Below are 25,161 nucleotides of genomic sequence, written 5' to 3'. Positions count from 1 at the left end.
CTTATCCCAGCTTGACGTTATCAATGCCCACGATCTTGTCGTAGCACCAGTAGAGTAGAAGAACGACCGCCAGCAGGATCGTCCCCAGCGCCGCAGCCAGTCCCCAGTTCAACGAGGACGAGATGTGGTAGGCAATCCGGTTCGAGATGAAGACACCTTTGGTGCCGCCTACGATCTCGGGCGTGATGTAGTAGCCGATGGCAAGAATGAACACGAGGATCGAGCCCGCTCCGATACCCGGTATCGATTGCGGGAAGTAAATCCGCCAGAAGGTCGTCCAGTTGGTTGCACCCATGGATTTGGCCGCACGGGTGTAATACGGCGGGATCGTTTGCATGACCGAATACATCGGCAGGATCATGAACGGCAGCAGGATATGCGTCATCGCGATGATCGTGCCAAACTGGTTGTTGATGATCACCAGTCGCGCGTCATCGGCAACAAGCCCCAGCCAGACCAGCGTTTCGTTGATCACCCCCTGCTGTTGCAACATCACTTTCCACGCTGACGTGCGCACCAGCAGCGATGTCCAGAACGGAAGCAGCACCAAAATCATCAGCATGTTCGAAACGCGCATCGGAAGGTTAGCGAGCAAGTATGAAATCGGGTATGCCAGCAGAATACAGGAGCCGGTAATGATCAGCGACATGAACAAGGTCCGGCCGAACAGCTTGATGAGAATGCGCTTATCTTCCGGTTGCGCCTGCGCACCTTCCGGAGTCCGACGCATATCAACTGCATTCAGGAAGTAGCCGTTGGTGATCGGCACCGCATGCGTCTTGATCACGCGCCAAGTGTCTACGTCACCCCAGCCGTCGTGTATTTCGATAAGCTTTTCCTTGAACGGCGCATCAGCTTCGGGATCCAACCGCTTGATCTTGCGCCCGGATTTCCGGAACATCGAGGACATACCCGTCTGTTCATAGTTCAGACGTGTCCCGAGTTTGGTATGTTCTTTCGCCTCAATTGCAGCGATCATATCCTTTGTGAAGGCAGCGTACAGCGCCTCGTCCGGAAGCTCTCCGCTTTCTGCGTCCCAATTCTGCAGCTCAACCACCGTCAGGGGGAGCGTCTGGGCCACGATACCATTCTCGACCGAACGGAACAGCATCGACACAATCGGTACCACAAAGGACAGCAGAACGAACAACAGCAACGGCGCAATCAGTGCCAAAGCCCGGAGTTTTCGGCGGCGCAATGATCGCGCCAGGGATTTCTTCAGCGGCGTGCCGTCGGCAGCTAGCATCGGACCGGATTGAGTTGCGTCAGTCATCTGCGTCCCTTGGTCTTAGATAAGCCGGGGCCAATGGCAGCCCCGACCGTGTTTTTCAAAACCGGCTTATTGTGCCAGCCATGCCTGGAATTTCGCGTCGATATCGTCGCGGTAGTCAGCCCAGAACTCGTAGTTGTACAGGAATGTGTTCTTTGCGTTTTCCGGATCGGTCGGCATGTGAGGGGCCATGTCGATACCCAGATCGGCGTGCTGACCAACCAGTGGAGCAGAGGATGCACGGGCCGGGCCGTACGAGATGTACTTGGCCTGATCCGCCAGACGCTGCGTGTCGGTTGCGAACATGATGTAGTCCAGCGCACGCTTCTGGCGCTCCTCGCTCAGACCGGCGGGGATAATCCAGCCATCCAGATCGAACACTTGCGCGTCCCACAGCATTGCGACCGGCTGTTTCTGCTCTTCGATCACGCTGAACAAACGGCCGTTATAGGTCGAGCCCATGATAACTTCGCCATCGGCCAGCAGCTGCGGCGTGTCAGCACCCGCAGACCACCAGACAACGTTATCCTTGATCGTACCCAACTTGGCCAGCGCCTGATCCTGCCCTTCTGGGGTCGCCAGAACATCATAGACGTCGTCCTTGGCAACGCCGTCACACAGTAGTGCCCATTCCATGTTGTTGATGGGGCGTTTTTCCAACGAGCGCTTGCCGGGATAGGTCTCAAGATCAAACACCGCGCAGATGTCGCTCGGAGGATTGTCGCCTACCAGATCCGTGCGATAGCCGAATGTGGTCGAATAAACGATCTGCGGGATAAAGCAGTCGCTGACCAGCAGGTCCCCGAAATCGTCAGATGCAGATGTACCGTCCGGCGCAGGTGCAAGCTGAGTGTCAAAGTCGATTTCCAGCGCCAGGCCTTCGTCACACAGGCGAATGGCGTCGGCAGCCACAACATCAACTACGTCCCAGGTGACGTTGCCCGCTTCGTTCATCGCACGCAGCTTCGCAACCGCCTCGGCCGAGCTGTCGTCGTTCAGGATCGTGACGCCGGTCTTTTCCGAATAAGGCTCATGATAAGCTTTTAGCTGCGACTTGGAATAGGCTCCGCCCCAAGAGACGATCGTCATCTCTTCAGCTGACGCAGCGCCGGCAACAGCCACAATCGCACCCGCCATAAGAGTGGTTTTAGTAACTTTCATCGTTAACTCCCTGTTATTCCCGTTGATTTTGATCTTTGCGGCTGGGCCACGGGGTAACCCACCCATGCCTTTCCCCGCGCACCTTGGCGACATGAGCGGGGTATTTCCTGATCAGGCGTCCAAAGCCCTGCAGTCGCGCGCAAGCCAGCCGATTTCGACCTCCTGGCCTGGTGACAGCTTGATAGCATCCGGGGCATTTCGGGTCTTGATGATGAAGTCATCATTTCCTGCCACCGAAAGACGGAAACGGAATACGTCACCCATATAGATGAACTCTTTCACCGTTGCCTTTAGTGTATGCGCATCGGCGTGCAGTCGGTCTTTATTGAATTCCACACGCTCAGGTCGGATCGACACTTTGGTCCGATCACCAGCCGCGTGGACGTTGACCGGCTTCGCGTCAATTTCAGATCCATCATCCAGTGCAACTACGCATTCGTCACCGTTGATAGATTTAACAACACCTTCCAGGGTATTGTTTTCACCTATAAACTGAGCAACAAAGCTGTTTTCCGGCTCTTCGTATAGAAGATCCGGTGGCGCAAGTTGCTGAATACGCCCGTCATCGAATACAGCGACGCGATCAGACATTGTCAGAGCTTCGGTCTGGTCATGCGTCACGTAGACGGTCGTGATCCCCAACTCATGCGCCAGACGCGTGATTTCAAACTGCATATGCTCGCGCAGTTGTTTGTCCAGCGCGCCCAGCGGTTCGTCCATCAGAACCAACTCAGGCTCGAACACCAGCGCGCGGGCCAGAGCGATCCGCTGTTGCTGACCACCCGACAATTGTGCGGGTCGACGGCTTCCGAAGGCTCCCATTTGAACCATGTCGAGCGCACGGCGGACTTTTTCTTCTCTTTCGTCCTTGCCGATTTTTCGTACTTCCAGAGGGAAGGACAGGTTTTCAGCCACCGTCATATGCGGGAACAAAGCGTAGTTCTGGAAAACCATGCCGATGCCGCGCTTGTGCGGTGGGATATTGTTGATCGGCCGTCCGTCCAACATAATCTCGCCATGAGTGGCTGTTTCAAACCCTGCCAGCATCATCAGGCAAGTTGTCTTGCCGGACCCCGAGGGCCCAAGCATTGTAAGAAACTCACCCTTCGGCATGGAAAGGTTGAGGTCTTTTACAACAAGGATCTCGCCATCATAGGATTTTTGGACATGCTGAAACTCGACGAACGCTGCGTCATTAGACATTTACCGATTAGTCTCCCCTGTACGGTCCTTGCATGCCCGGTTCATCCGGATCTCAAAGACCTGTCTGCGCCATTTAAGGACATGCAGGGTGCAGCACGCAACCAAAATGTGACGCACGGGTAACGATTAAAAAATAAGCAGCAGAGTTTTCAGGCACAATTCAACCTGCGCATGTGCCACGCGAGGCTTTGATTGCTGGATAGTACAGGTTTTCTTAACCGTTCCTGCACAATCGGAATAACGTTAAAAGTTCTTAGATTCGTGCAGCTTAGAAAGATCGCTTCAACCGAATCGTCCTGGCCAAGTTTAACTGCTGCGTCGATCAGAGACTCTTGGGAAATCCGAGCGACCTTGGCTTCTTCGGCCTCCCCGAAAGTGCCAAAAACATCCATCGAAATACCGTTTTGCGCAAAAGCAGTGCGTAAGGGATCGTTCACTTCTTCGATATATGGCGACAAAAGCGCGAGTTTTGCCACGCCAAGTTCGTGGGCACAGGCAGACGCTGCGCGCAATGGGTTCGTGACTATCGCCGTCTCGCACGTCTGTTGAACCATTTTCTCAACCTGTTCCGACCCGATGACCGAGCTGGCAGAGGTGCAGCCGTACCCGACCACACGATATGGTCGGGTCTTGGGCAAAAGATCAGCAGCGGCTGGAAGGGCTGTTTTCATTTCCGCCAACGTATCGGTCGTCACCTCTTTGCCGCTGGGAATTCTGGAGACGTAAATTGGACAGCTACGATCTGAAAAATACGCGTTGAACTCCGGCTCAAGCGTTTCATCTGTCTGCAAGACGATAAGCCCCATCGGCGATGTGGCGGGATCATCCGCATCAACGGTATAGGATAGACGCGTCATATCTCGGGCAACTCCCTGTCAGAACGGGGGCTCAGAAATCGGGGTTCTCCTTCGGTTACTACGATGTTCTCTTCATGGACAAGGATCTTTCCACCCACCGAAATACCCGGCTCAAGCGTCAGGACCATACCGGGTTCCAAAACGGTGTGGTCAGTTGGAATGAGGGAAGGCCATTCTGTCAGTGACATACCTAAACCATGCCCCAATCGCCCTGCCCCCGTATCGGCATCGTGGCGCGACAGCACAGAGTTCATTGCCTCAAACAGGTCCGCCGCCGTGGCGCCGGGGCGCGCAATCTCGAACGCAGCATCCGACGCCTCAATCAACGCACTGTAGGCCGACTTAACCTGAGCGCTCGCAGAACCTATGGCCCAGTTGCGGTCATAGTCGCTGAAATACCCATCCCAAACCAGACCGGTGTCCAGCATCAGGACATCGCCTTGTTGCAGCAGCGTATCAGATGCCGGGGAAATCACGTCGGTATACCCGCCCTGCTCCGCTCCGCCCGCGAGGTAGGGAACCCAATCAGCACCCTCGTCCAGGCACAGCATCTGAAACCGGCGAAACACGGCATCCAGCGCTACGCCCTCTCCGGCAATTTCAGGAACCCGCTGAAACGCACGGCCGGCGATCGCGCATGCCGTCTCGATCTTTGCTATTTCCGCTGACGATTTCACCATCCGCAGAGAGCGGATTAATCCGTCGTCGCCGCAAAGATCCCGTGGACCGATAGTCTGTTGCAAACGGTGAAGATCTGACAACGGCATTCTGACATGTGTTTCATGTCCGTCGGGCAATCCGATCTTCGCGTCGCGGGGCGTAACCTCGCAAAGCACGTCAGCCAAAAGACTGACCCCATCGTCAGTCAAATCAGGGGCAGTCCAGGTTCGGATATCTTCAACCCACGTCTCCGCCATAAGCGCAGCACCGATCGAAGGTATCACCGCAATCGGCTTGCCACTGGCGGGAACGATCAGAAACCAGGGGCGCGTCGGGCTTTCCCAAAACCGTGTCAGGTATCCGGTGAAGTAACGGACTTCCGGTTCCGTGGTCAGCAGCAGCGCGGACAGGCCCGAGGCTTGCATCCTGCGTTGCGCGCGTTCGGTACGCGCAGCGAACTCTGATACCTCGAACCCCCTCACCCTGCGACCTCAGGAAAAACGCGCAGAACCTGCACGTCCATGCCAATTCTCATGGGGGTACCGTCCATCAGCCTTTGGCCACCGCAACGGGAGTATGGTGAGATTCTCAATTTGGTGTCTTTCTTATGATGCCCATTGACGTGATCGCATTCGTCAAGTTCTGTCAACAAAACTCGCCCCAGGCAGGAACCTAAAATGCCCCATTCTGATCCGGCCTTCAGCCGCGCCGAGTATAACCGCAGGTTGGCAAAGACCCGCGCCGCCATGGCAGCCGCGGGCTTGGATGCCTTGTTCGTCGAGGACCCTTCGAACATGGCATGGCTGACGGGGTATGATGGCTGGTCATTCTACGTGCATCAGGGGGTGCTGGTGTTGCACGACGCCGACCCGATCTGGTGGGGCCGCAGTCAAGACGCCAATGGCGCGCGCAGAACAGTATGGATGCCCAACGACCGAATCCGCGGGTACTCCGACGAATACGTACAATCCACAGTCCGTCACCCCATGCAGGACCTGGCCGCACTGATTGCGGACACCGGTATCGCCAAGGGGCGCATTGGTGTCGAGTTGGACAATTATTACTACTCAGCCAAGGCGCATCTGACTTTGCTGGCAGAGCTACCCGAAGCACAACTTGTCGATGCAAATGCTTTGGTCAACTGGCAACGTGCGGTTAAATCCGATGAAGAAATCGTGCTGATACGAAAGGCGGCCCGGATATCCGAGCATGTGACCGACGGTGTATTGGAGCGCATTGAACCGAGTATGCGAAAGAATGACCTCGTCGCACAAATCTACCATGACGCAGTCACCGGAGTTGGCGACGATTGGGGCGATTACGCGGCCATTGTGCCCCTGCTCCCGTCCGGTCCGGATGCCGCCGCACCACACCTGACTTGGGATGGTGAGCCATTCAAATCCGGTGAGTGCACATTTTTTGAACTGTCGGGCTGCTATCGCCGTTATCACGCGCCATTCTGCCGCTCAGTCTTTTTGGGTAAGCCACCCGACTATTTGCTTCGTGCTGAAGCCGCTCTGGTAGAAGGGCTTGAGGCAGGACTAGAAGCCGCGCGTGCCGGCAACCAAGCGCGTGATATTGCCTTGGCTCTGGCTGCTCCATTGGAACGGGCCGGCATCGAGCGCGGCGCGCGATGCGGGTATCCAATTGGCCTCAGCTATCCACCCGATTGGGGCGAGCGCACGATATCCTTGCGGCCGGAGGATGAGACCGTACTGGAACCCGGTATGACCTTTCACTTCATGCCCGGCCTTTGGATGGACGATTGGGGGTTGGAGATCACTGAGTCGATCCTCATCACTGAGTCCGGACCTGCCGAGTGTTTCTGCAACCGCCCCAGAAAGCTGTTTGTAAAGCCATGACTCTAGCGAGAACCAAGGAAATACTAGCCGATCTGATTGTTTTTGAGACGGTGTCTGCAGATTCCAATCTGGAAATGATCGGTTATCTGACCGAACAGCTTGAGGCATTGGGCGCACGGTGCATCGTCACGCGGGACAAGACTGGCACCAAGGCCAATGTGTTTGCCACCATCGGCCCCGATCAACCCGGCGGTATCCTTCTGTCAGGCCATACGGATGTGGTGCCGGTGGCCGATCAGGACTGGACGACCGATCCGTTTCAGATGGTCGAAAATGACGGCAAGCTCTACGGTCGCGGCACGTGCGACATGAAGGGCTTTATCGCTGCGGCGGTGGCTTTCGGCGAAACGTTGGATGTCAGCAAACTGACCCAGCCGCTGCACTTTGCCTTTACTTATGATGAGGAAGTCGGCTGCCTTGGTGCCCAAACACTGGTTGATGATTTGTCTGATCGCGGCATCGTCCCGGACATCGCCATTATCGGCGAACCAACCGAGATGCGCGTGATTGAGGGTCATAAGGGCTGCTTTGAATACACCACCCGCTTCTATGGGCTAGAGGGACACAGCTCTGCCCCCGATGACGGGGTGAATGCTGCGGAATATGCTGCACGATATATCGGAAAACTGCTGGAGTTGCGCCACATTCTCAAGTCTCGCGCACCGGCAGACAGCCGGTTCGAGCCGCCCTGGACCACTGTCAATATCGGGCAAATCACCGGGGGTGTTGCCCACAATGTCATCGCCAGCAAGGCCGAGGTTTTGTGGGAGATGCGGCCTGTGCAAGCAAGCGACGCCGACCTCGTCAAAAAGACCCTTTCGGACTACGTACAGCATTCGCTTTTGCCGGAAATGCAAGCGGTCCACAGTGACTCGAGCATCACGCAAGAGGCTATCGCCGAAGTCGAAGGCCTTGAGCCCATGGAAGAAAACGCAGCCCGTGATCTGGTCGCCGAACTGACCGGGGCCAACGGTACAGGTGTTGTTGCCTTTGCGACCGAGGCCGGATTGTTTCAGAAGCTTGGCGTTCACGCGATCGTTTGCGGGCCAGGTTCAATCGCACAGGCGCACAAGGCGGACGAGTTCCTCGAGATTGAACAGTTGGACATGTGCTGCAGAATGCTAACCCGATTAGGTCATCGCCTCACCCGTTAACCGCATCCGTGGGTGCGGTCATATTTTGACCGATCTGGTTGCACATGCGCAGCCCGTGCATCCTCGCCTGGGTCGTAGACCTCCATCACCAACGGATAGCAGGCCGCCGCGTCTGAGGAGTGTTCCGAGGAACAATCCCCTCCGGGGCACGCAGACAGGCCGACGATCAGATCGATTTCAGCGTGGAACTCAAGATAATCGCCGGGGCGAACCGGGCTGGCTTTCATAAAATACTGGCCGGTATCGCGGGTAAATCCAGTGCACATGAACACGTTCAGCACGTCATGCACCAGCATCTCGGCATCATGCAGCGGCAGGTCGCAATGGCTGGCCAGCGCGCGGGTCAGGTTCGAGTGGCAGCAATAGTGATAGTCGTCCCCCGAAAGCAAACGCCCGGTATAGGGATCACACCGTGTGCCAATCACGTCATGGACCGATCCGCCATAGGTATCGAACCCGTACCAGTCCAGAGTATCGGCAACGATCGTCGCCATCGGTCGCATGTTGGGAAAGCACGACCACATCCGGTCGCCAGTCGACAGATGCGTGCCATGCAGCGCGCGGGTTTTGCCCGAATAGAACCGCTCGGTCAGGTCATGTTTGTTCCACATGTTCAGATCGCCAACCTGAGGGCCATCGACCGATACCACCCTGACAAAAGCGCCTGCGGGAACTTCGATACAGGCCGCATCGCGCGGTGCTGCTGTGACCTCGGCCGTTTTGGCCGCACCCTCCCGCAGCATCGCCAAAGTGGTCAGGTCTGGTGGATCGAGCGTTTCTGGCGGGTAGCATATTACCGGCGCAATGGCTTTGCGATCATCGGCATCCGACGGCGGTAGGAAGTTTGGTTTTTCTAGCTTCATGATCGCCTCCCTTCCCGGCTTAATGCCCTGCTTTGCCGAATCTTTAGCGCATTATGAAGGGGTTCGCCATCGGCTCTTGCGCCGTGCTGATCCAGGTGGTCTTGGTTCTGGTATAATCCAATATCGCCTCAACGCCGGCCTCGCGGCCATATCCCGACTGATTGAACCCGCCAAACGGCGCGATAGGAGAGATCGCGCGATAGGTATTCACCCAGCAGATTCCTGCACGAATGCGTTTCGACACACGATGCGCGCGCGCAAGGTTCTGCGTGAATACACCCGACCCCAATCCGTAAGGCGTGCTGTTTGCCAGTGCGATGGCTTCTTCTTCGGTGTCAAACGGCAACAAAGACATCACGGGGCCGAACATTTCGATTTTCAGTGTTTCGGTTTCTGGCGATTTGCACTCAACCAACGTGGGGTTCATGTAATTTCCGGGACGGTCTGCAGCTTCTCCGCTGAGATGAATTACAGCTCCCTGCGCCCGCGCTTTGTTCAAGGTCTCTTCGATCTTGCGCACCTGCGCTGCGGTACAAAGCGGACCAACATGCGTTTCCGGCTGCAAAGGATCACCCAACCGGATGGCGCTGGCCTTTTCGGCGATCCGTTCGACCAGAGGTCCCAGGATCGACCGGTGCACCAGCCCGCGCGTACCCGCCACGCAGCTTTGGCCAGATGCGCCGAAATTTCCCGCAATCAGGCCATTTGCGGCGCCGTCCAGATCAGCATCTTCAAACACGAGGATCGGGGATTTTCCACCCAATTCCAGTGAGGTGACCGCAAAGTTCTCGGCTGAATTACGCACCACATGGCGGGCAGTCTCAGGCCCGCCGGTAAAGGCAATTCGGTCGACATCAGGATGGCGGGTCAGCGGAATTGCGCAGTTTTCCGCGTCACCGGTGATGACCGACACAACACCGGGCGGGAACCCCGCCTGTTCGATTAGCTTTGCGAATTCCAGCATCGGCGCTGGCGCAATTTCCGACGCCTTCAGCACCACAGAGCAACCTGCAGCCAACGCCGGGCCCAGCTTGGTCGCGGTCAGAAACATTTGCGCGTTCCACGGCACAATGGCGGCAACAACGCCGATCGCTTCGCGTGTGGTAAAGACGTGCATGTCGGGCTTGTCGATGGGCAAGACCGTGCCTTCGATCTTGTCTGCCAGCCCCGCAAAGTAACGGTAGTAGTCCGCGACATATCCGGTCTGTGCCGAAGTTTCTGCCAACAGCTTTCCGCTGTCTGTCGTCTCCAACTCACCCAGCCGAGCTGCATTCTCAGCAACCAGTTCAGCCAGGCGATACAACAGTTTGCCCCGCTGGGTCTGCGTCAAATCCCGCCATTCAGGATCATCCAAAACACGTTTGGCAGCAGCGATGGCACGGTCGACGTCCTCGGACGAAGCGCAAGCGAAGGTGGCCCACCCTTGACCAGTCGCAGGGTTTTCGGACGTCATAACCTGCGAGGCTGACCCTTCGGTCCAGACGCCATCAATGAAAAGCTGAAAATGCGGAAGGTTTCCCATGGTGGTCCTCACTGAAATGCCGGCATGACGTCGTCTATGAACCGCGCCAAAGACGCGCGCTTGCGTTCATTGGTCATGCCGCTGTCGACCCAGAACGAAAACTCGTCATATCCCAGATCCTCATAGCGTTTGATCCTGTCGATCACCTGTTGCGCAGTCCCAATTGTCAGATCACGGCCCAATTTTTCTTTGGTATACATCGGGTTCGCGTCCATCTCGGCCTCGGTAATCGGCTTGATCAAGCCCTGTTCAACCGGCCGTTTATTCATGAACCATGCACCAAAGTAATTGTAGTACCTGCGCAGATCTTGCACGCCCCGTGCTACGTCGTCGTCATCTTTGCCGACATAGGTGTGGTGCAACAGCATGATCTTGGGGCGCGGCCCTGAATAGCTATCGCAGGCGTCGTTGAACCGTCCCATCAAGGTCTCGATCTCTTCCATCCCCTGCCACAGCGGAGTGACCTGAATGTTGAACCCATTGTGAACGCCGAATTCATGACTGTTTGGATCCCGCGCGGCGATCCAGATCGGCGGGCCGTCCGCTTGATAAGGTTTTGGCGCCGAAGTCGCGGCCGGAAATGTATAAAATTCGCCCTCATGGGCGCAGTCGCCCTTCCAGATCTGAGGCAACAGCGGCGTAGACTCGCGCATGCGCTGCCCCGCTTCCCACGCGTCCATTCCCGGCATCAGACGCTCGTATTCATAGGAGTACGCACCGCGCGCGATCCCCAATTCGATGCGTCCCTTTGTTATCTGATCCGCTGCGGCGGCCTCACCCGCCAGTTTGATCGGATGCCAAAACGGCGCAATCACGGTTCCGGTCCCTAGCCGCACGTTTTGCGTGTGATGGGCCAGATCGACCAATGACAGGAACGGGTTCGGAGCGATGGTAAATTCCATCCCGTGATGTTCGCCCGTCCAGACGGCGCGCATCCCCCCTTCGTCGGCCATTTTCACCAGGCTCACGAATTCATCGTACAAAACGTCGTGCGGCTGATCCGGAGAAAGACGCTCCATATGGGCAAACAGTGAAAACTCCATCAAAGCGCTCCTTTATCGAAAACTGTGAATTTCGCCGCGCTCGGCGTCGCCGAGATACAGCCCAAAAACGCCCTCGCGGGCTTCAAGGGCGTAGCGCGACATCATGTGGTGCAAACTCTTGCTGGCATAGGTCAGATCCGGCAGCGCGCTGACGTCGATCCACTCGGCCCCGATTGCAGGTGCGTTCTGATCCGACGATGCCAGAAAGAACGTGTAATGCAGGTTTGTCTCGGCGTCGTTATATGACGAATAAACCTGCTCGATCCGCGCATCGATGCCCCTGTCGGACAAACCCTGCGCCAGTCTGTTACGTTGGCCACCAGGTTCGACACCAGTCATCTGAACCGGGCGGAATGCACCGTCGTGCTGTTCCAGCAATACCTTGCCGTTTGCCTCGACGATTGCACCGCAGATCGTCGGAACCCGGGCATCCATCTCTCGCTCGAGACCAAGGCTGAAATAGGATCCGTTCACGTAACCAAGGCCGTTGCCTCTGTTGTGAGTGAATTCCGTGACCCGGCCAATCAGAACTGTGTGGTCGCCTGTGGGCAATGCCTGATGCGTTTCACAGCTGAACTGCGCCAGCGCGCCATCGATCAACGGCACACCATTCGGGCCGTCGCGATGTGCCACCTTGGCAAAGCGATCGCCTTTGAAGCCTGCGAAGGTATTCGAGACATCCTGTTGACCATCCGCCAAGACATTCACAGCGAAATGTGTGCAACCCGAAAATACGTCGTGGCTGGACAAGAACTTACCCGGGCACACCAGCAACAGCGGCGGATCCAGGGAGACCGAAGTAAAAGAATTCGCGGTGAATCCAACCGGTTCCCCGGATTTATCGCGGGTTGTGACAACGGTTACGCCGGTCATGAAATTCCCAAACGCATCGCGCAAGGCGCGTGTGTCGATCCCTGTCATGGCAGGCACCCCCGGACAAACTGCTGCAAACTGGAATTGACCTCTGCGGGATGGGTCATGGGCATCATATGAGCGGCACCCGGAAGGATCTCGGCCCGGCCGTTTGGAACCAAGCCAGCCATGTCCTGCGACATGCGTGGGGTTGAGTTTGGCTCGTCCTCGCCCGTCATGAAGAGCGCAGGGCATCGAATTTGTGTCAGTTGCGCATCAGACGGCCCGTCGCTTTCTGCAAAAACAGTATAGGCTGCTTTGTATGCGGCCGGGTTCACCTCATTCAGCCAACTTTCGCAGGCAGTGCTTTCTGTCGTTTCATTGTCGCCGAACCAGCGCTGCAAAGTCGTCGTCGGATCATTCACGCGGTCCACATCCAATGCTGCAGCGCGCGACGTTACCGCATGCCGTGCTTCGGGAGTACGGCGATAGATCGCGTTCAGCGCCACCACACCTTTGACCTGATCGTGCCCGCTTGTTGCGATGTGCAACGCGATCAATGCGCCCATCGAATGGCCCACCAGAACCGCAGGTTGGGTCAAAAGTGCTGCTAGGGGTTCACAGTAATCTTCCAACCCAATGGGCTTGAGGAACGGCGTTTCGCCATGTCCGGGCATATCCGGACACAGAACCCGGTAGCCTGCAGCACTCAGCGCATCGATTTGCGCGCCCCAGGCTTCGGCCCGCAACCCGACGCCGTGCAGCAGGACCACAAGGGGCCCCTCGCCCGCCTCGATTGCGGCGAGACCGCCGATGTCAGACCGAGGCCGGATTGTCCACGTCATGGCCCAGATCCTTCAGGTCCTGATAACGATCTCCGATACGGTGGTGCGGACGGCCCGAGGTTGCGCCCCCAAGTACCACGACTATCTCGTCAGCGCGCGGCGCGTCGGGAATAGCAAATTGCAGCGTCAGGTAGTGCGACCGGCGGCCAGCATCATTCTTGTCCATTAGCGGCACCATGATCGGCGCGTTCGCTGCCCCCCGCGTATTGGTGAAGGACAGGTAGGATTTGGCGCCAACCGCCTGCCGGAATATGTTCCCGAAATGCAGCGTATGGATCAGGCCCGAGGCATGTTCGACCTCTCCGTCCAGCCCCACGACTGCGGCCTTGCCATAGGCTTCGATTGCGTCACCACTTCCGGCAAGCGCGATCATCCTGCGGGTTAGTTCTTCGCCCAGAATCGGACCATAAGCCAAGATTTCGGGCCGCAGGTCTTCAACGAAACGACCCGCCCAAGGGTTCTTTACTACGGCCGCCACGGCGAACATGCGCCAGGGTCGGTCTGCTTTTCGATATCCTTCGACAAGCACCTCTTCGTCGAACGTCACGATTTTTCGAATTTCCGGCTGCACAGTTTCCCCCAATCTTGAGTTTGGGAAATATCTTTTACGAGCATGCTCTTTGACAAACGAAAGAACTTTGGTCTTAGGTATTAACAACACTAATAGGTCGGTTGCAGATGGCAAAAACCCTACCACCACTTACATGGTTCAGGTCTTTCGAGGCCGCAGCCCGAAGGCTGAGTTCAACTGCCGCAGCGGATGAAATCGGATTGACCCAATCCGCCGTAAGCCAGCAAATCAGGTCGCTGGAATCCCGGCTTGGTGTCGTTCTGTTTCATCGGCACCCGCGCGGCCTGTCCTTGACGGATGAAGGGCGAAAGCTGCTGCCGCAAGTCGAAGCCGCGTTGCAGATGCTGCAATCTGCGGCGTCCCCGTATTTGGCAGAGGAACGCGCCAGGCACGTCACGGTTGCGGCGTCGATCAGTATCATCGAATGGTTGATTTCCCCGGCCCTGCCCCAATTCCGAGAGCAAAACCCAGATACGTCCATTCGTTTTGTCAGCACGATCTGGCCGGATGAATACTCGGCCCTGCGCGCCGATGTCGAAATCCGGTTCGGGTCAGAGAAACAGGTCGGACGGGATGCAAAACCGTTGCGACCAAATGAACTGATCACGGTAAAAGCACCCGGTCTTACTGGCCGATTTCAGGACTTGCCCTTGATCGAAGCCGTTGGAACGTCGGACAACTGGTCCACCTGGTCGGATGTCACCGGCCACAGCATCCACACACCCGCCTATTTCGTTGATTCCTATGGGCTGGCCTTGCAACTGGCAGCCTCTGGTAACGGCGTGGCTCTGGTGAATGCCCTGATCGCAGATCACGCTCTGCGAACCGGCCAGGTTGAGCGTGTTTTCGACGCCACGGCTCCGGCGGCCGAGGGGTATTTTTTGGCCATACAGCGCGCCTCATCCGAGGTTGAAGCATTTGTATCTTGGTTTTCACAGCTGGTCCCCGTCGCGTCACCGCAAAGGGTCTGATTCAGACATGCCGATGTCGCATCTGAGGATATCTTCGCGCGGAAAAATAGTTAATTCTGGCAAAAAAGGTCCGATTCATGCGATATTCCGGCTTTCGAGTCATCAAAGAGGCGCTTACCGGCCACAAAGGGTGGAAACCGGTCTGGCGAGACCCTGAACCTAAGGCCCATTACGATATCATCGTCATCGGCGGTGGTGGTCATGGACTGGCAACTGCCCATTACTTATCCAAGGTCTATGGCCAACGTAACGTTGCCGTGGTCGAGAAAGGCTGGATCGGCGGCGGTAATGTCGGGCGCAACACGACCATCGTGCGCTCGAACTACATGCTGGACGGGAACGAGCCGTTCTACGAGTTCTCGATGAAGCTTTGGGAAGGGCTGGAGCAGGACCTGAACTACAACGCGATGATGAGCCAGCGCGGGATCATCAACCTGTTCCACACGGACGGTCAACGCGATGCTTACATCCGGCGCGGCAACGCCATGATCCTAAACGGTGCAGATGCCGAGCTGCTGGATGCCGATCAGGTGCGCAAGGAACACCCTTATCTGAATTTCGATGACGCGCGATTCCCGATCAAAGGCGGTCTCGTCCAACGTCGCGGCGGAACCGCGCGCCATGATGCGGTGGCATGGGGCTATGCTCGGTCCGCGGACACCCACGGTGTAGACATCATTCAGAATTGCGAAGTCACGGGGCTGCGCATCGAGAACGGCAAATGTCTGGGTGTCGAGACGTCAAAGGGCTTTATCGGGGCCAATAAGGTCGGCTGCGCCGTTGCTGGAAACTCGGGGCGCGTAATGGGCATGGCAGGAATGCGTATGCCGATTGAAAGCCACGTGTTGCAGGCCTTTGTGTCCGAGGGTTTGAAGCCGGTTTTGCCCAGCGTCATCACCTATGGCGCCGGGCATTTCTATGTCAGCCAGTCCGACAAAGGCGGACTGGTCTTTGGTGGCGATCTCGACGGCTATAACACCTATGCCCAACGGGGAAACCTGCCCGTGGTCGAGGATGTCTGCGAAGGCGGCGTCTCGTTAATGCCGATGATCGGGCGCGCCCGACTTCTGCGCATGTGGGGAGGTGTTATGGACATGTCGATGGATGGCTCGCCCATCATCGACCGCACCCCGGTCGAAGGGCTCTATTTCAATGGCGGCTGGTGCTATGGCGGGTTCAAGGCAACCCCGGCCTCGGGCCATTGCTTTGCACATCTGCTGGCGAAAGACGAACCACATCCAACGACCACGGTCTATCGTCTCGACCGGTTCCGGACGGGCCGAATGATCGACGAAAAAGGCGTGGGCAACCAGCCCAACCTGCACTGAGGGGAGCACGAGAATGATTATCAACCATCCCCTTCTGGGTCCGCGCGACTCATCAGAGTTCACCTATCTTGGTGACGCGTCGCTGATCGACCGCCCGGACTGGCAGGCCGAAAACGCAGCCGAAGCGTTCTATGAATACGGATATCTGCGCGACAATCCCGCTGGCAAGCATCAGGAGTTGTGGTTTCACGAGGCAGGCGACCGATCCTGGCTGGTTGTAACCCGCGACACCACCACACATGAGATTTCCAAGGTAGAACTGGCCCGCGACTTGGCCCGCGCGCGGGGACGATCCAAATGACCCAGAACAACAGGCTGAGCGGCGGCCAGATCGACCGCAACACCACAGTGAACTTCCGGTTCGATAACCGCAGCTACACCGCCCATCCCGGCGATACGCTAGCTTCGGCTTTGCTGGCTAATGACGTGCGCCTGGTTGGGCGGTCGTTCAAATACCACCGCCCGCGTGGGCTGTTGACCGCAGGGTCCGAGGAACCGAATGGCATTGTCGAATTGCGCACCGGCAACCGGCAGGAACCCAACACGCGGGCCACAACAATCGAAATGTTTGAGGGGCTTGAGGCACAATCGCAGAACCGCTGGCCCAGCCTGAAGTTCGATGCGCTGGGCGTGAACGATCTGTTCTCGAACTTCCTGTCCGCCGGGTTCTACTACAAGACCTTCATGTGGCCCGCTGCCTTTTGGGAAAAGGTCTATGAGCCGATTATTCGCCGCGCTGCGGGTCTTGGGTCACTCTCAATGGAGGCTGATCCAGACGAATATGACAAAGGTTTCCGTCATTGTGATCTGCTGATCATCGGTGCGGGCCCGTCCGGCTTGATGGCCGCTCTGACCGCCGGGCGTGCTGGTGCGGATGTTATTCTCGCAGACGAAGATTTTCAGTTCGGCGGGCGCCTAAACAGCGAGACCCTCTCGGTCGGAGATCAAAGCGCCAGCGATTGGGCCGCGCAGGCCGTAGCTGAGCTGTCGACCATGCCGAATGTCCGCTTGATGGCCAGAACAACCGTCATCGGAGCGTTTGATCACGGCATCTATGGCGCGGTCGAGCGGACCGGAGATCATCTGCCTACTCTGCCCGCTGGTAAGCCGCGCCAGATCCTGTGGCGTATCTACACCAAGAAGGCCTTGCTGTGTGCTGGCGCGACCGAGCGGCCAATTGCGTTCGAAAACAACGACCGCCCCGGCATAATGATGGCCAGCGCTTTGCGAACCTATGCCAATCGGTTTGCCGTCACTGCCTCTCAGCGCGTGGCGATCTTTACCAACAATGACGACGGCCACCGAACCGCCGCTGATCTACATGCCAAGGGCGTTCACATTTGCGCCGTTATCGACGTGCGTGAGGATGCTCCGGTCAACTATGACTACGAAGTCCTGAGCGGCGCGCAGGTTGTAAACACCAAGGGGCGCCTTGGTCTGACCTTTGTCGAAGTTGCCCTGCCCGACGGCTCGACCCGAACGCTGGAATGTGGCGCGCTGGGCGTTTCGGGCGGGTGGAACCCGAATGTCCACCTAACCTGCCATCAACGCGGTAGACCCGTCTGGAACGAGGATCTGGCCGCTTTTGTCCCTGGTTCAAACCTGCCCGTCGGATTGACTGTCGCGGGTGCAGCGAACGGGGTGATGTCTACGCAAGGTGCATTGCAGTCAGGGATGGATGGCGCTGTCGAAGCGATGGAACTGTCCGGCAAACTGCCCGACCTGCCCGAAGCCGAAGATGCCCCGGCCTCGCAGAAACCTTTCTGGTATGTCGAAGGATGCAAACGCGCCTGGCTGGATCAGCAGAACGACGTGACCGTCAAAGACGTCAAGCTCAGCTATCAGGAGGGGTTCCGCTCGGTAGAACACCTCAAGCGTTACACCACACTGGGCATGGCGACCGATCAGGGCAAGACCTCGAATATCAGCGCCTTGGCGATCATGGCCGAAGTCGCCGGAAAGTCGATCCCCGAAACAGGGACGACAATTTTCCGCCCGCCCTACACACCCGTTCCCATCAGCACCTTCGCAGGTCGGATGAAGGGGCAGGAGTTTCACCCCACCCGCCTGACACCTTCACACTACTGGGCCAAGGAACGGGGCGCTGTGTTTGTCGAGGTCGGCAACTGGCTGCGTGCGCAGTGGTTCCCCCTGCCGGGTGAGACGCATTGGCGCGAGTCCGTGGACCGCGAGGCGCGACAGACCCGCGCGTCTGTCGGGGTTTGCGATTGTACGACGTTGGGCAAAATCGACGTGCAGGGCACGGACGCAGCTGCGTTTCTGAACCGCGTCTACGCCAACGGTTTCGCCAAGCTGGCTGTCGGTAAAACCCGTTACGGTTTGATGCTGCGTGAAGACGGCATGGCTATGGATGACGGCACGGCCGCGCGTCTGGCCGAAGATCATTTTGTTGTCACAACCACCACGGCGAACGCCGTAAGTGTCTATCGTCACATGGAATTTGTGCGCCAGTGCCTGTTCCCCGACATGGACGTGCAGTTGATCTCAACAACCGAATCCTGGGCGCAGTATGCGGTTGCCGGTCCAAACTCGCGTAAACTGCTGCAAAAGATTGTCGACCCGGATTTCGACATCTCGAACGACGCGTTCCCATTCATGGCCTGCGGCAACATCACAGTCTGCGGCGGGCTTCGCGCGCGGCTGTTCCGAATCTCGTTCTCGGGTGAGCTGGCGTTCGAGATCGCGGTGCCGTCACGCTATGGCGATGCCCTGATGCGACGTTTGATGACCGAAGGCGAAGAATTTGACGTTGTCCCCTATGGCACCGAAGCGTTGGGCGTCATGCGGATCGAAAAAGGCCACGCAGCCGGAAATGAACTGAATGGCACCACAACGGCACTGAACCTTGGATTGGGTAAGATGGTGTCGAAAAAGAAAGACAGCATCGGCTCGATCCTCTCTGAGCGTGAGGCTTTGGTTGAACCCGACGTCCTGCGTATGGTCGGGATCAAGCCAGTATCATCCGAAGAGAAAATCACCGCTGGAGGCCATCTGATGAATAGCGCCGGACCGGTGGATGCCGCCCACGATCAGGGCTATGTCACTTCGGCTGCGTATTCGCCAATATTGAACAGCAGTATCGGGCTGGGCTTTTTGAAGGACGGCGCAAACCGAATGGGCGAAAAAATGCGCCTTGTGTCCCCATTGACCGATCTGACTGTCGAGGTCGAAATCGTCTCGGCCCATTTCGTTGACCCCGAAGGAGAGCGTCTGCGTGCATGATCTAGTTGCAATAACCGCATTGGGCGGGTCTGAGCCGCAAGTCGACACTGTCGGCGGGGTTACGTGCAGGGAAGTTCCGGCTGTTGCGCTGGCCTCAGTTGCATCGCGGATGGGACAGGAAGCCAGCGCCTCCAAGGCTCTGGCCAAACTGATTGGTGCTCCGACGCCCGATGTCGGCCAGCATGCCGGTGAGACCATCACTGCCTTTTGGGCCGGTCCGGATCAATGGATGATCGAGGCGCCGTTCGAGACCCACGAAGACCTCGCTGATCAGGTGAAATCCGCAATGGGCGATACTGCATCGGTGACAGAACAAACCGACGGTTGGACACGGTTCGACCTGAATGGCGATCAAATACCAGCGGTGCTGGAACTGTTGTGCATGTTGGATCTGCGCAAGTTCGATGCGGGCTGTGTCGCCAGATGTTCAATCCACCATGTCGGATGCTTTGTCCTTTGCAGGTCTCCGGAATCCTGCAGTGTCTATGGCCCCCGTTCATCCGCCGGTTCTCTGCATCATGCAATCGTCGCCGCAATGCGGTCGGCTCTGTGAAGCAACGTTAGACTGACGGCAGCGGCGCGTTGCCTTCGACACGGAAGCGGTTGATCCGACGCCGGTCTTCGCTGGGGCTTAACCCAAAGGTCGAACGGTAATGCGTCACAAGCGGTGCCACTGAGCCATATCCAATCGCTGCGGCGATATCTGCGATCGGGTCCTTGGTATAGACCACCATCTGCCGCGCCGCTTTCATGCGCATGGCGCGGTAATAATGGCTGGGGCTTTGGCCTGTCGCCTGTTTAAAGGCGCGTTCCACCTGTCGCGGTGTAACACCGATCCGCTGTGCGGCCTCTGCGATGGAAATCGGTTCGCTCATATGACCCGCAAACAGGTCGACACAGCGCGACACCAACGGCGGAAGGCTGTCGCCGGTTTCCGGCGCGGTCGTGGTGGGAACCTGTTGCCGCACCCCTGCCCCGCGCATCATCGGATGTTGGAACCAGCAGGCGACCTCATGCGCGACTTCGCCGCCCAACCGATCCTCGATCAGATGCAGCGCCAGATCGAACCCGGCTGCGGCACCGGCTGCGGTGTAGCGTGTGGACGTCTTCACGATCACCTCGCTGCGCGAGTCGATCTCGGGGAACTCGGCCAGAAATGCAGCCTCGTAGCACCAGTGGACGGAAACAGGTTGCCCGCCCATGACCCCGGATCGGACCAATGGAAAAACTCCTCCGCTGATTCCACCCAGAACGGTACCATGCCGTCCAAGGCTGCGCAGAGCACCGTTGCCGACGGTTGGGTTGTCGAAGCCGGACGTCGGGCTACTGAGAAGGAACAGAATATCAATGTCTTTGCAGTCGGCCAAAGACTTCTCGGCCTCGAACCGGACACCGGCGCTGGATTGAACCTTCTGCCGGTGTTCGGAGACCAGCGACCAGCAGAACGCCTCTTGCCCGGCGATTTCATTGGCCGCCCGCAACGGTTCGATCACCGAAGTCAGGCAAGCCATGGGAAAGCCGTCAAACAGCAAAAAGCCGATTTCGATTCTGTCTTTCTTGCGCATGAGACTTTCCTAGCAGGAATTCCGTGTCAGCCCCATGCGAAGTTCACGCCCAGCGGATCAAACCGATAATCGCCGAAGCCGCATAAAACCCTTGCAATAACAGGAACGTCCAGCGGCGATCTATCACAGCCCATGCTGCAAACAGACCTGAGGACAGCAAAAGCAGCGCAAACCCCAAGAGCTCTGCTCCGGTGTTCGAAGCGATCAGCAAGGCATAGGCCATGGCCAGCACCGATCCGGTGATTTCGAAAACGGTCGTCAGACCGCGCCGGTTACGGGCAGTGATTTGATCCGTCATGCTTCAGCCCTTTCTTTGCAGGAAATCGATCAACAGCGCGGAAATCTGCTCGGGCTGATCCTCCATCGCGAAATGGCCGCAGTCTTCAAGCACATGCAGTTCTGATCCGGGGATCGCGGTATGCAGCTTATAGGCCCAATCCACCACCTGCCAAGCATCATCCGCCCCCCAGATTAACTGAACGGGCAACGCGGCAAGTTCGCCATAGCGTGGTGCAATATCATTCGTGTGATGTGGGCTGTAGTGACAAATCTGATGCTGGAACAGGCTGCTTTGCCCAATCGGCCCGCTTATAAACTCCAGGTAGGTCGAAAGCGACGTATCCTCCAAACGCTGCTTGTTCTGAACCGCAGACCGTAACCACTCGCTGAAATGGGCACGGTGATCAGCGTCAGAGGCATTGATCAGGGTCTCAAGCCCTGCCTGCATCTGTTGGCGCGTCCGCTTCGACGGCCAGCTGTCAAAGCTAACGATGTCGATCAGAGTCAAAGAGCGTACACGCTGCGGCGTCTGCAAGGCAAAACGCTGCGCAACCGCCCCGCCGATGTCATGGGCGATGATATGTGCATCCTTCAGCCCCCACAGATCCAGCAACCCCTCAAGGATCGGAACCTGACCGGTGACCGACGTATCAATCGCCCGGTCCCAGGGGCGTTCGGACAGACCAAAGCCTGCCAGATCGAACAGGTGAATCTTGTAACCCGCCGCGACCAATTCCGGCAACACGTCGCGCCAAATGTAGGATGATGATGGTGTGCCGTGGATCAGAACCACCGGAACGCCTTCGCCATGGGTTCCGTGCGCAATCCGCAGGTTTTTGATCAGCGTGTGGTCCGAGACGAGATGTGCCATTCGACAGCTCCTGAGTATTGATTTGTCTGATCAATAGCTCACCGCTAGCAAGTGACTCAAATGAATGATATCAATAGTTCGATCTATTTTTGTCATGAGATAATAAATGACCGAAAGAATGGAAATCGACGCCCTTCGTGCCCTTCTGGCCATCGTATCCCATGGCGGCGTGACACGCGCAGCCCAGCATCTGGCGTTGTCGCAATCGGCCGTGAGCCACAAAATCCGACGGTTGGAACACGCATTAGGTTGTGATCTGCTGGCGCGCCGGACAGGCGGTCCTCTGCTAACCGATGCCGGTTTGCGCCTATGCGACTACGCCCGCAGAATCTGTGCTCTGCATGACGAGGCGCTTTCCAGCTTGGGCAAGAAACCCTTGGCCGGTGCGATCCGGTTGGGCATGACCGAGGATACGGCAACCAGCGATATCGCCCGCATATTGGGCCGCTTCACACGGCTGTATCCGGATGTTCAGGTCCGCACACGGACCAGCCAAAGTCTGAACGTTCAGGAGTGGCTGAAAGCGGGCGAGCTTGACGTCGCCGTCATGCAGATATTCAAACACGATGCGCAACCTGATGACCTGATCCTGTTCGAAGACACTGTGCACTGGGTCAAGTCACCGGATTTCAAGCTGGACGTGGCAGCACCGATTCCGTTCCTGTCTTTTGACAAACAGTGTTTCTATCGAATGTGGGGATTTGGAGACGGGCGGATGCAAAGACTCCGCCTCGACAATGTATTGGAATGCCCTAGCGCTGCTGGCATTCAGTCCGCCGTTCGGTCCGGTCTGGGCGTCGCTCTGCTGAACGGTATGCATGTCACGACAGACATGGAGGTTATTGACGGCGTGTTCCCGGATCCACCAACCATCGCGTTTGTCGTGCGTTTACATATCAAACGGCGAAACCCTGCTGCGATGGCACTAGTACAAGAAATCGGCCGCGAATTTGGAAGCGCCAAACCCCTGAAAGCTGTCAGTTGAACATCAGATCTGAAGGTGTCCAAAGCGCCTTTAGTCAAGCGTGATCAATTGCGCGATCTCGTTCCTGCAATGCGCGGATGCGCATCCGCTGAGCGGCGTGAATATGAGCACGCATCGCCAGTTCGGCCGCGTCGCCGTCGCGGGCTTGCAAGGCTTCCATCACACGGCGATGTTCACCGGCAGCCTTGTCCGCGCGTTGACCGTCCAACATTTGGGATGGACCCAGGATCAACAACGCCTTTTGCAGCGATAGCATGGACTTTGCGAGAAAACGGTTTTTAGCGGCATCCAAAAGAGTGGCGTGGAAAATACGGTTCAACTGCGCGGCTTCGGGGCCGGTGCCTGCCTTGGCAAGGCGATCATTCAGAACGTTCAACTCGTCCAACTCCACATCCGAAGCCGCCCGCGCCGCCAACCGTGCCGATGTTCCTTCCAGCACAGCGCGCATCTCATAAAGTTCCATGACTTCCGAGTAACTCAGACTTCGGACCGTCGCGCCCAGTCTGGGGACGTGTGTCACCAACCCATCTGCTTCCAGCTGCCGGATCGCCTCGCGCACAGGTGTTCGACTGACACCCAGCCTTTCGGACAGCTCGATCTCTCTGAGCCGACTGCCAGGCAACAAAGACCCCTCGCGGATTTCTGTTAGCAAACGCAGATATGCAGAATCGCCCTGTGGGCCGGGTTGTTTCGTATCGTCCCGAGGTTTCATCGCTCTCAATCTTGCATATTGATCACAGATGTATACAACTGGATACATTATTTAGTCAACGAAATCGGACACCAATCTTGACCGCTTCCAGCCCTCCTTTGTCCCTTCTGATGCAAAGGTCAGTTACACTGTTACTGGCTTTCGCGGGGACCGGAGTTTTCTGGGCATTGAACCTTCCCCTGCCGTTTTTGTTCGGTCCAATGTCGGCCTGTCTGATTGCTGCACTGGCGCACGCGCCCATACGAGATTTCGGACAGATCTCGGTCGCATCCAGAACCATTCTTGGCGTCGCGGTCGGCGCTTCGATCACACCCGGCCTGTTCGCCGAATTGCCAAAGATGGCGACATCCCTTTTGCTGATCCCGGTTTTTATCCTGCTGATTGCTTTGGTTGGTGTGCCGTTCTTTCGGAAAATCTGGGGGTTTGACGACAAAACCGCGTTTTTTGCGGCCATGCCCGGCGGGTTTCAGGACATGGTTATTTTCGGAGCCGAGGCCGGTGCCAACCCGCGGACCCTTTCCCTGATCCACGGCACACGCGTATTGATAATCGTCACTCTGGCCCCCGTGTTACTGACAGTGTTTTTCGATGCCAAACTGACCAGCCCATTGGGTGAACCCGCCACGGCTCTGCCCTTGCATGAACTCATGCTTATGGCGATCGCAGCAATAGTTGGCTGGAAAGGCGGAGAGAAAATCGGGCTCTTTGGTGCCTCGATACTTGGACCATTGATACTGACGGCAGCCCTATCCCTTGGGGACTTCATCCATACCCGCCCCCCACGTGAGGCGATCTTGTTTGCCCAGTTCTTCATCGGCTGTGGGATCGGCGTCAAATTCGTCGGCGTCACGTGGTCGGAACTCAGGCGCGTCGTGGCGGCAGGCTTCACATATGTCATCCTGCTCGCCGTTCTGGCCGCAGCTTTCACGGCTGTGGTTACGACGCTTGGTCTGGGCCAGCCGGTGGAAGCCTTCCTTGCCTTTGCACCCGGCGGTCAGGCCGAAATGACAGTGCTGGCCATCGTTTCGGGTGCGGATCTGGGATTTGTGGTCACGCACCATCTGGCGCGCATTGTGGTCGTGATCATCGGCGCGCCAATCGCCGCCAATCTTCTTCTACGCTGGTCGAATTCCAGGGAATGAGGGAGTCGCCCTTCAAACGAAATCGGAGGAATACCGCTGGGGGATAGTGGCGGAGAGACAGGGATTCGAACCCTGGAGACGGTTTCCCGCCTACACACTTTCCAGGCGTGCGCCTTCGACCACTCGGCCACCTCTCCGTGCCGGCGATATTTGGACTATCGCCGGGGGATTTGCAAGGCCCGATTGAGGTGAAATTTCACCT

Annotated in this window: 24 protein-coding genes and 1 tRNA gene; 9 read left to right on the top strand and 16 right to left on the bottom strand. The window is 57.3% G+C overall.

The features are described from left to right. Window position 1: 1 nt before the first annotated feature. The 5 genes from GOW16_RS07525 to GOW16_RS07505 form a co-directional block, all read right to left on the bottom strand. Complete coding sequence (locus GOW16_RS07525) at window positions 2-1,273, bottom strand: ABC transporter permease (RefSeq protein WP_170412639.1); 1,272 nt, start codon at window positions 1,271-1,273, stop codon at window positions 2-4. Window positions 1,274-1,339: 66 nt separating this feature from the next. Continuing rightward, window positions 1,340-2,431, bottom strand: a complete 1,092-nt coding sequence (locus tag GOW16_RS07520) for an extracellular solute-binding protein (protein ID WP_170412635.1) — start codon at window positions 2,429-2,431, stop codon at window positions 1,340-1,342. A gap of 111 nt (window positions 2,432-2,542) precedes the next feature. Continuing rightward, complete coding sequence (locus GOW16_RS07515) at window positions 2,543-3,634, bottom strand: ABC transporter ATP-binding protein (RefSeq protein ID WP_170412632.1); 1,092 nt, start codon at window positions 3,632-3,634, stop codon at window positions 2,543-2,545. A 149-nt stretch (window positions 3,635-3,783) separates the two neighbouring features. Continuing rightward, window positions 3,784-4,491, bottom strand: coding sequence for a maleate cis-trans isomerase family protein (locus GOW16_RS07510; protein ID WP_170412629.1), 708 nt, complete (start codon window positions 4,489-4,491; stop codon window positions 3,784-3,786). Next, window positions 4,488-5,633, bottom strand: a complete 1,146-nt coding sequence (locus tag GOW16_RS07505; protein WP_170412626.1) for a M24 family metallopeptidase — start codon at window positions 5,631-5,633, stop codon at window positions 4,488-4,490. Before GOW16_RS07505 ends, GOW16_RS07510 begins: the two co-directional genes overlap by 4 nt. Before the next feature lie 195 nt (window positions 5,634-5,828). Here GOW16_RS07505 and GOW16_RS07500 point away from each other — a divergent pair, with 195 nt between their 5' ends. Both GOW16_RS07500 and argE read left to right on the top strand, forming a co-directional pair. Continuing rightward, a complete protein-coding gene (locus GOW16_RS07500) occupies window positions 5,829-7,013 on the top strand; it encodes a M24 family metallopeptidase (protein ID WP_170412624.1) in 1,185 nt (394 codons plus the stop codon). After that, window positions 7,010-8,167 (top strand): acetylornithine deacetylase, encoded by a 1,158-nt coding sequence (gene argE, locus GOW16_RS07495; RefSeq protein ID WP_170412622.1) that lies wholly within the window; start codon window positions 7,010-7,012, stop codon window positions 8,165-8,167. The genes GOW16_RS07500 and argE overlap by 4 nt, the downstream gene beginning before the upstream one ends. Here argE and GOW16_RS07490 read toward each other — a convergent pair. Genes GOW16_RS07490 through GOW16_RS07465 form a run of 6 tightly spaced genes read right to left on the bottom strand, consistent with a single transcriptional unit; the run spans window position 8,164 to window position 13,863 of the window. Then, the gene (locus tag GOW16_RS07490) at window positions 8,164-9,030 is read right to left on the bottom strand and encodes an urea carboxylase-associated family protein (protein WP_170412620.1); all 867 of its coding nucleotides are present in this window, start codon (window positions 9,028-9,030) and stop codon (window positions 8,164-8,166) included. The two genes, argE and GOW16_RS07490, sit on opposite strands and share 4 nt — an antisense overlap. A 43-nt stretch (window positions 9,031-9,073) precedes the next feature. Next, the gene (locus GOW16_RS07485) at window positions 9,074-10,552 is read right to left on the bottom strand and encodes an aldehyde dehydrogenase (RefSeq protein ID WP_170412618.1); all 1,479 of its coding nucleotides are present in this window, start codon (window positions 10,550-10,552) and stop codon (window positions 9,074-9,076) included. 8 nt (window positions 10,553-10,560) lie between these two features. Next, a complete protein-coding gene (locus GOW16_RS07480; RefSeq protein WP_170412616.1) occupies window positions 10,561-11,595 on the bottom strand; it encodes an LLM class flavin-dependent oxidoreductase in 1,035 nt (344 codons plus the stop codon). Between the two features lie 12 nt (window positions 11,596-11,607). Next, complete coding sequence (locus GOW16_RS07475; RefSeq protein ID WP_170412614.1) at window positions 11,608-12,516, bottom strand: flavin reductase family protein; 909 nt, start codon at window positions 12,514-12,516, stop codon at window positions 11,608-11,610. Further along, window positions 12,513-13,292: an alpha/beta fold hydrolase gene (locus tag GOW16_RS07470; protein ID WP_170412612.1), complete on the bottom strand. Its 780-nt coding sequence runs from the start codon at window positions 13,290-13,292 to the stop codon at window positions 12,513-12,515. Before GOW16_RS07470 ends, GOW16_RS07475 begins: the two co-directional genes overlap by 4 nt. Continuing rightward, complete coding sequence (locus GOW16_RS07465; protein WP_170412610.1) at window positions 13,264-13,863, bottom strand: amino acid synthesis family protein; 600 nt, start codon at window positions 13,861-13,863, stop codon at window positions 13,264-13,266. Before GOW16_RS07465 ends, GOW16_RS07470 begins: the two co-directional genes overlap by 29 nt. A 107-nt stretch (window positions 13,864-13,970) precedes the next feature. Between GOW16_RS07465 and GOW16_RS07460 the strand changes: the two genes are divergently transcribed. The 5 genes from GOW16_RS07460 (at window position 13,971) to GOW16_RS07440 (ending at window position 19,958) form a co-directional block, all read left to right on the top strand. Then, on the top strand, window positions 13,971-14,834 hold the full coding sequence (locus tag GOW16_RS07460; RefSeq protein ID WP_170412608.1) for a LysR family transcriptional regulator: 864 nt from the start codon (window positions 13,971-13,973) through the stop codon (window positions 14,832-14,834). A gap of 77 nt (window positions 14,835-14,911) precedes the next feature. Then, window positions 14,912-16,162 carry a sarcosine oxidase subunit beta family protein gene (locus GOW16_RS07455; protein ID WP_170412606.1) on the top strand — a complete coding sequence of 417 codons (1,251 nt, stop codon included), beginning with the start codon at window positions 14,912-14,914 and terminating at the stop codon, window positions 16,160-16,162. Window positions 16,163-16,175: 13 nt separating this feature from the next. Continuing rightward, window positions 16,176-16,463, top strand: coding sequence for a sarcosine oxidase subunit delta (locus GOW16_RS07450; RefSeq protein ID WP_170412605.1), 288 nt, complete (start codon window positions 16,176-16,178; stop codon window positions 16,461-16,463). Beyond that, window positions 16,460-19,405: a sarcosine oxidase subunit alpha family protein gene (locus tag GOW16_RS07445; protein ID WP_170412604.1), complete on the top strand. Its 2,946-nt coding sequence runs from the start codon at window positions 16,460-16,462 to the stop codon at window positions 19,403-19,405. The genes GOW16_RS07450 and GOW16_RS07445 overlap by 4 nt, the downstream gene beginning before the upstream one ends. Beyond that, window positions 19,398-19,958 (top strand): sarcosine oxidase subunit gamma, encoded by a 561-nt coding sequence (locus GOW16_RS07440; RefSeq protein ID WP_170412603.1) that lies wholly within the window; start codon window positions 19,398-19,400, stop codon window positions 19,956-19,958. Before GOW16_RS07445 ends, GOW16_RS07440 begins: the two co-directional genes overlap by 8 nt. A gap of 7 nt (window positions 19,959-19,965) precedes the next feature. Here GOW16_RS07440 and GOW16_RS07435 read toward each other — a convergent pair whose 3' ends face one another. From GOW16_RS07435 to GOW16_RS07425, 3 genes are read right to left on the bottom strand one after another with little or no spacing between them, the layout of a single operon-like run. Continuing rightward, window positions 19,966-20,970, bottom strand: coding sequence for a GlxA family transcriptional regulator (locus GOW16_RS07435; protein ID WP_170412602.1), 1,005 nt, complete (start codon window positions 20,968-20,970; stop codon window positions 19,966-19,968). 43 nt (window positions 20,971-21,013) lie between these two features. Beyond that, window positions 21,014-21,268 (bottom strand): hypothetical protein, encoded by a 255-nt coding sequence (locus tag GOW16_RS07430; RefSeq protein ID WP_170412601.1) that lies wholly within the window; start codon window positions 21,266-21,268, stop codon window positions 21,014-21,016. 3 nt (window positions 21,269-21,271) lie between these two features. After that, on the bottom strand, window positions 21,272-22,120 hold the full coding sequence (locus GOW16_RS07425; RefSeq protein ID WP_170412600.1) for an alpha/beta fold hydrolase: 849 nt from the start codon (window positions 22,118-22,120) through the stop codon (window positions 21,272-21,274). Between the two features lie 106 nt (window positions 22,121-22,226). On the opposite strand from GOW16_RS07425, the gene GOW16_RS07420 reads away from it, so the two are divergent. Next, window positions 22,227-23,105, top strand: coding sequence for a LysR family transcriptional regulator (locus GOW16_RS07420; protein ID WP_170412597.1), 879 nt, complete (start codon window positions 22,227-22,229; stop codon window positions 23,103-23,105). 34 nt (window positions 23,106-23,139) lie between these two features. Here the strand turns inward: GOW16_RS07420 and GOW16_RS07415 are convergent, their stop codons facing one another. Further along, window positions 23,140-23,817 carry a GntR family transcriptional regulator gene (locus tag GOW16_RS07415; protein ID WP_170412594.1) on the bottom strand — a complete coding sequence of 226 codons (678 nt, stop codon included), beginning with the start codon at window positions 23,815-23,817 and terminating at the stop codon, window positions 23,140-23,142. 110 nt (window positions 23,818-23,927) lie between these two features. Here GOW16_RS07415 and GOW16_RS07410 point away from each other — a divergent pair, with 110 nt between their 5' ends. Next, the gene (locus tag GOW16_RS07410) at window positions 23,928-24,959 is read left to right on the top strand and encodes an AbrB family transcriptional regulator (RefSeq protein ID WP_170413364.1); all 1,032 of its coding nucleotides are present in this window, start codon (window positions 23,928-23,930) and stop codon (window positions 24,957-24,959) included. Between the two features lie 47 nt (window positions 24,960-25,006). On the opposite strand, the gene GOW16_RS07405 is transcribed toward GOW16_RS07410, so the two are convergent. Next, window positions 25,007-25,096: transfer RNA gene (locus GOW16_RS07405), tRNA-Ser, on the bottom strand. Window positions 25,097-25,161 lie beyond the last annotated feature (65 nt).

The sequence above is a fragment of the Ruegeria atlantica genome, from assembly GCF_013033965.1.
Taxonomy (GTDB): Bacteria; Pseudomonadota; Alphaproteobacteria; order Rhodobacterales; family Rhodobacteraceae; genus Ruegeria; species Ruegeria atlantica_D.
This window is presented reverse-complemented; position numbering and strand designations above follow the sequence as displayed.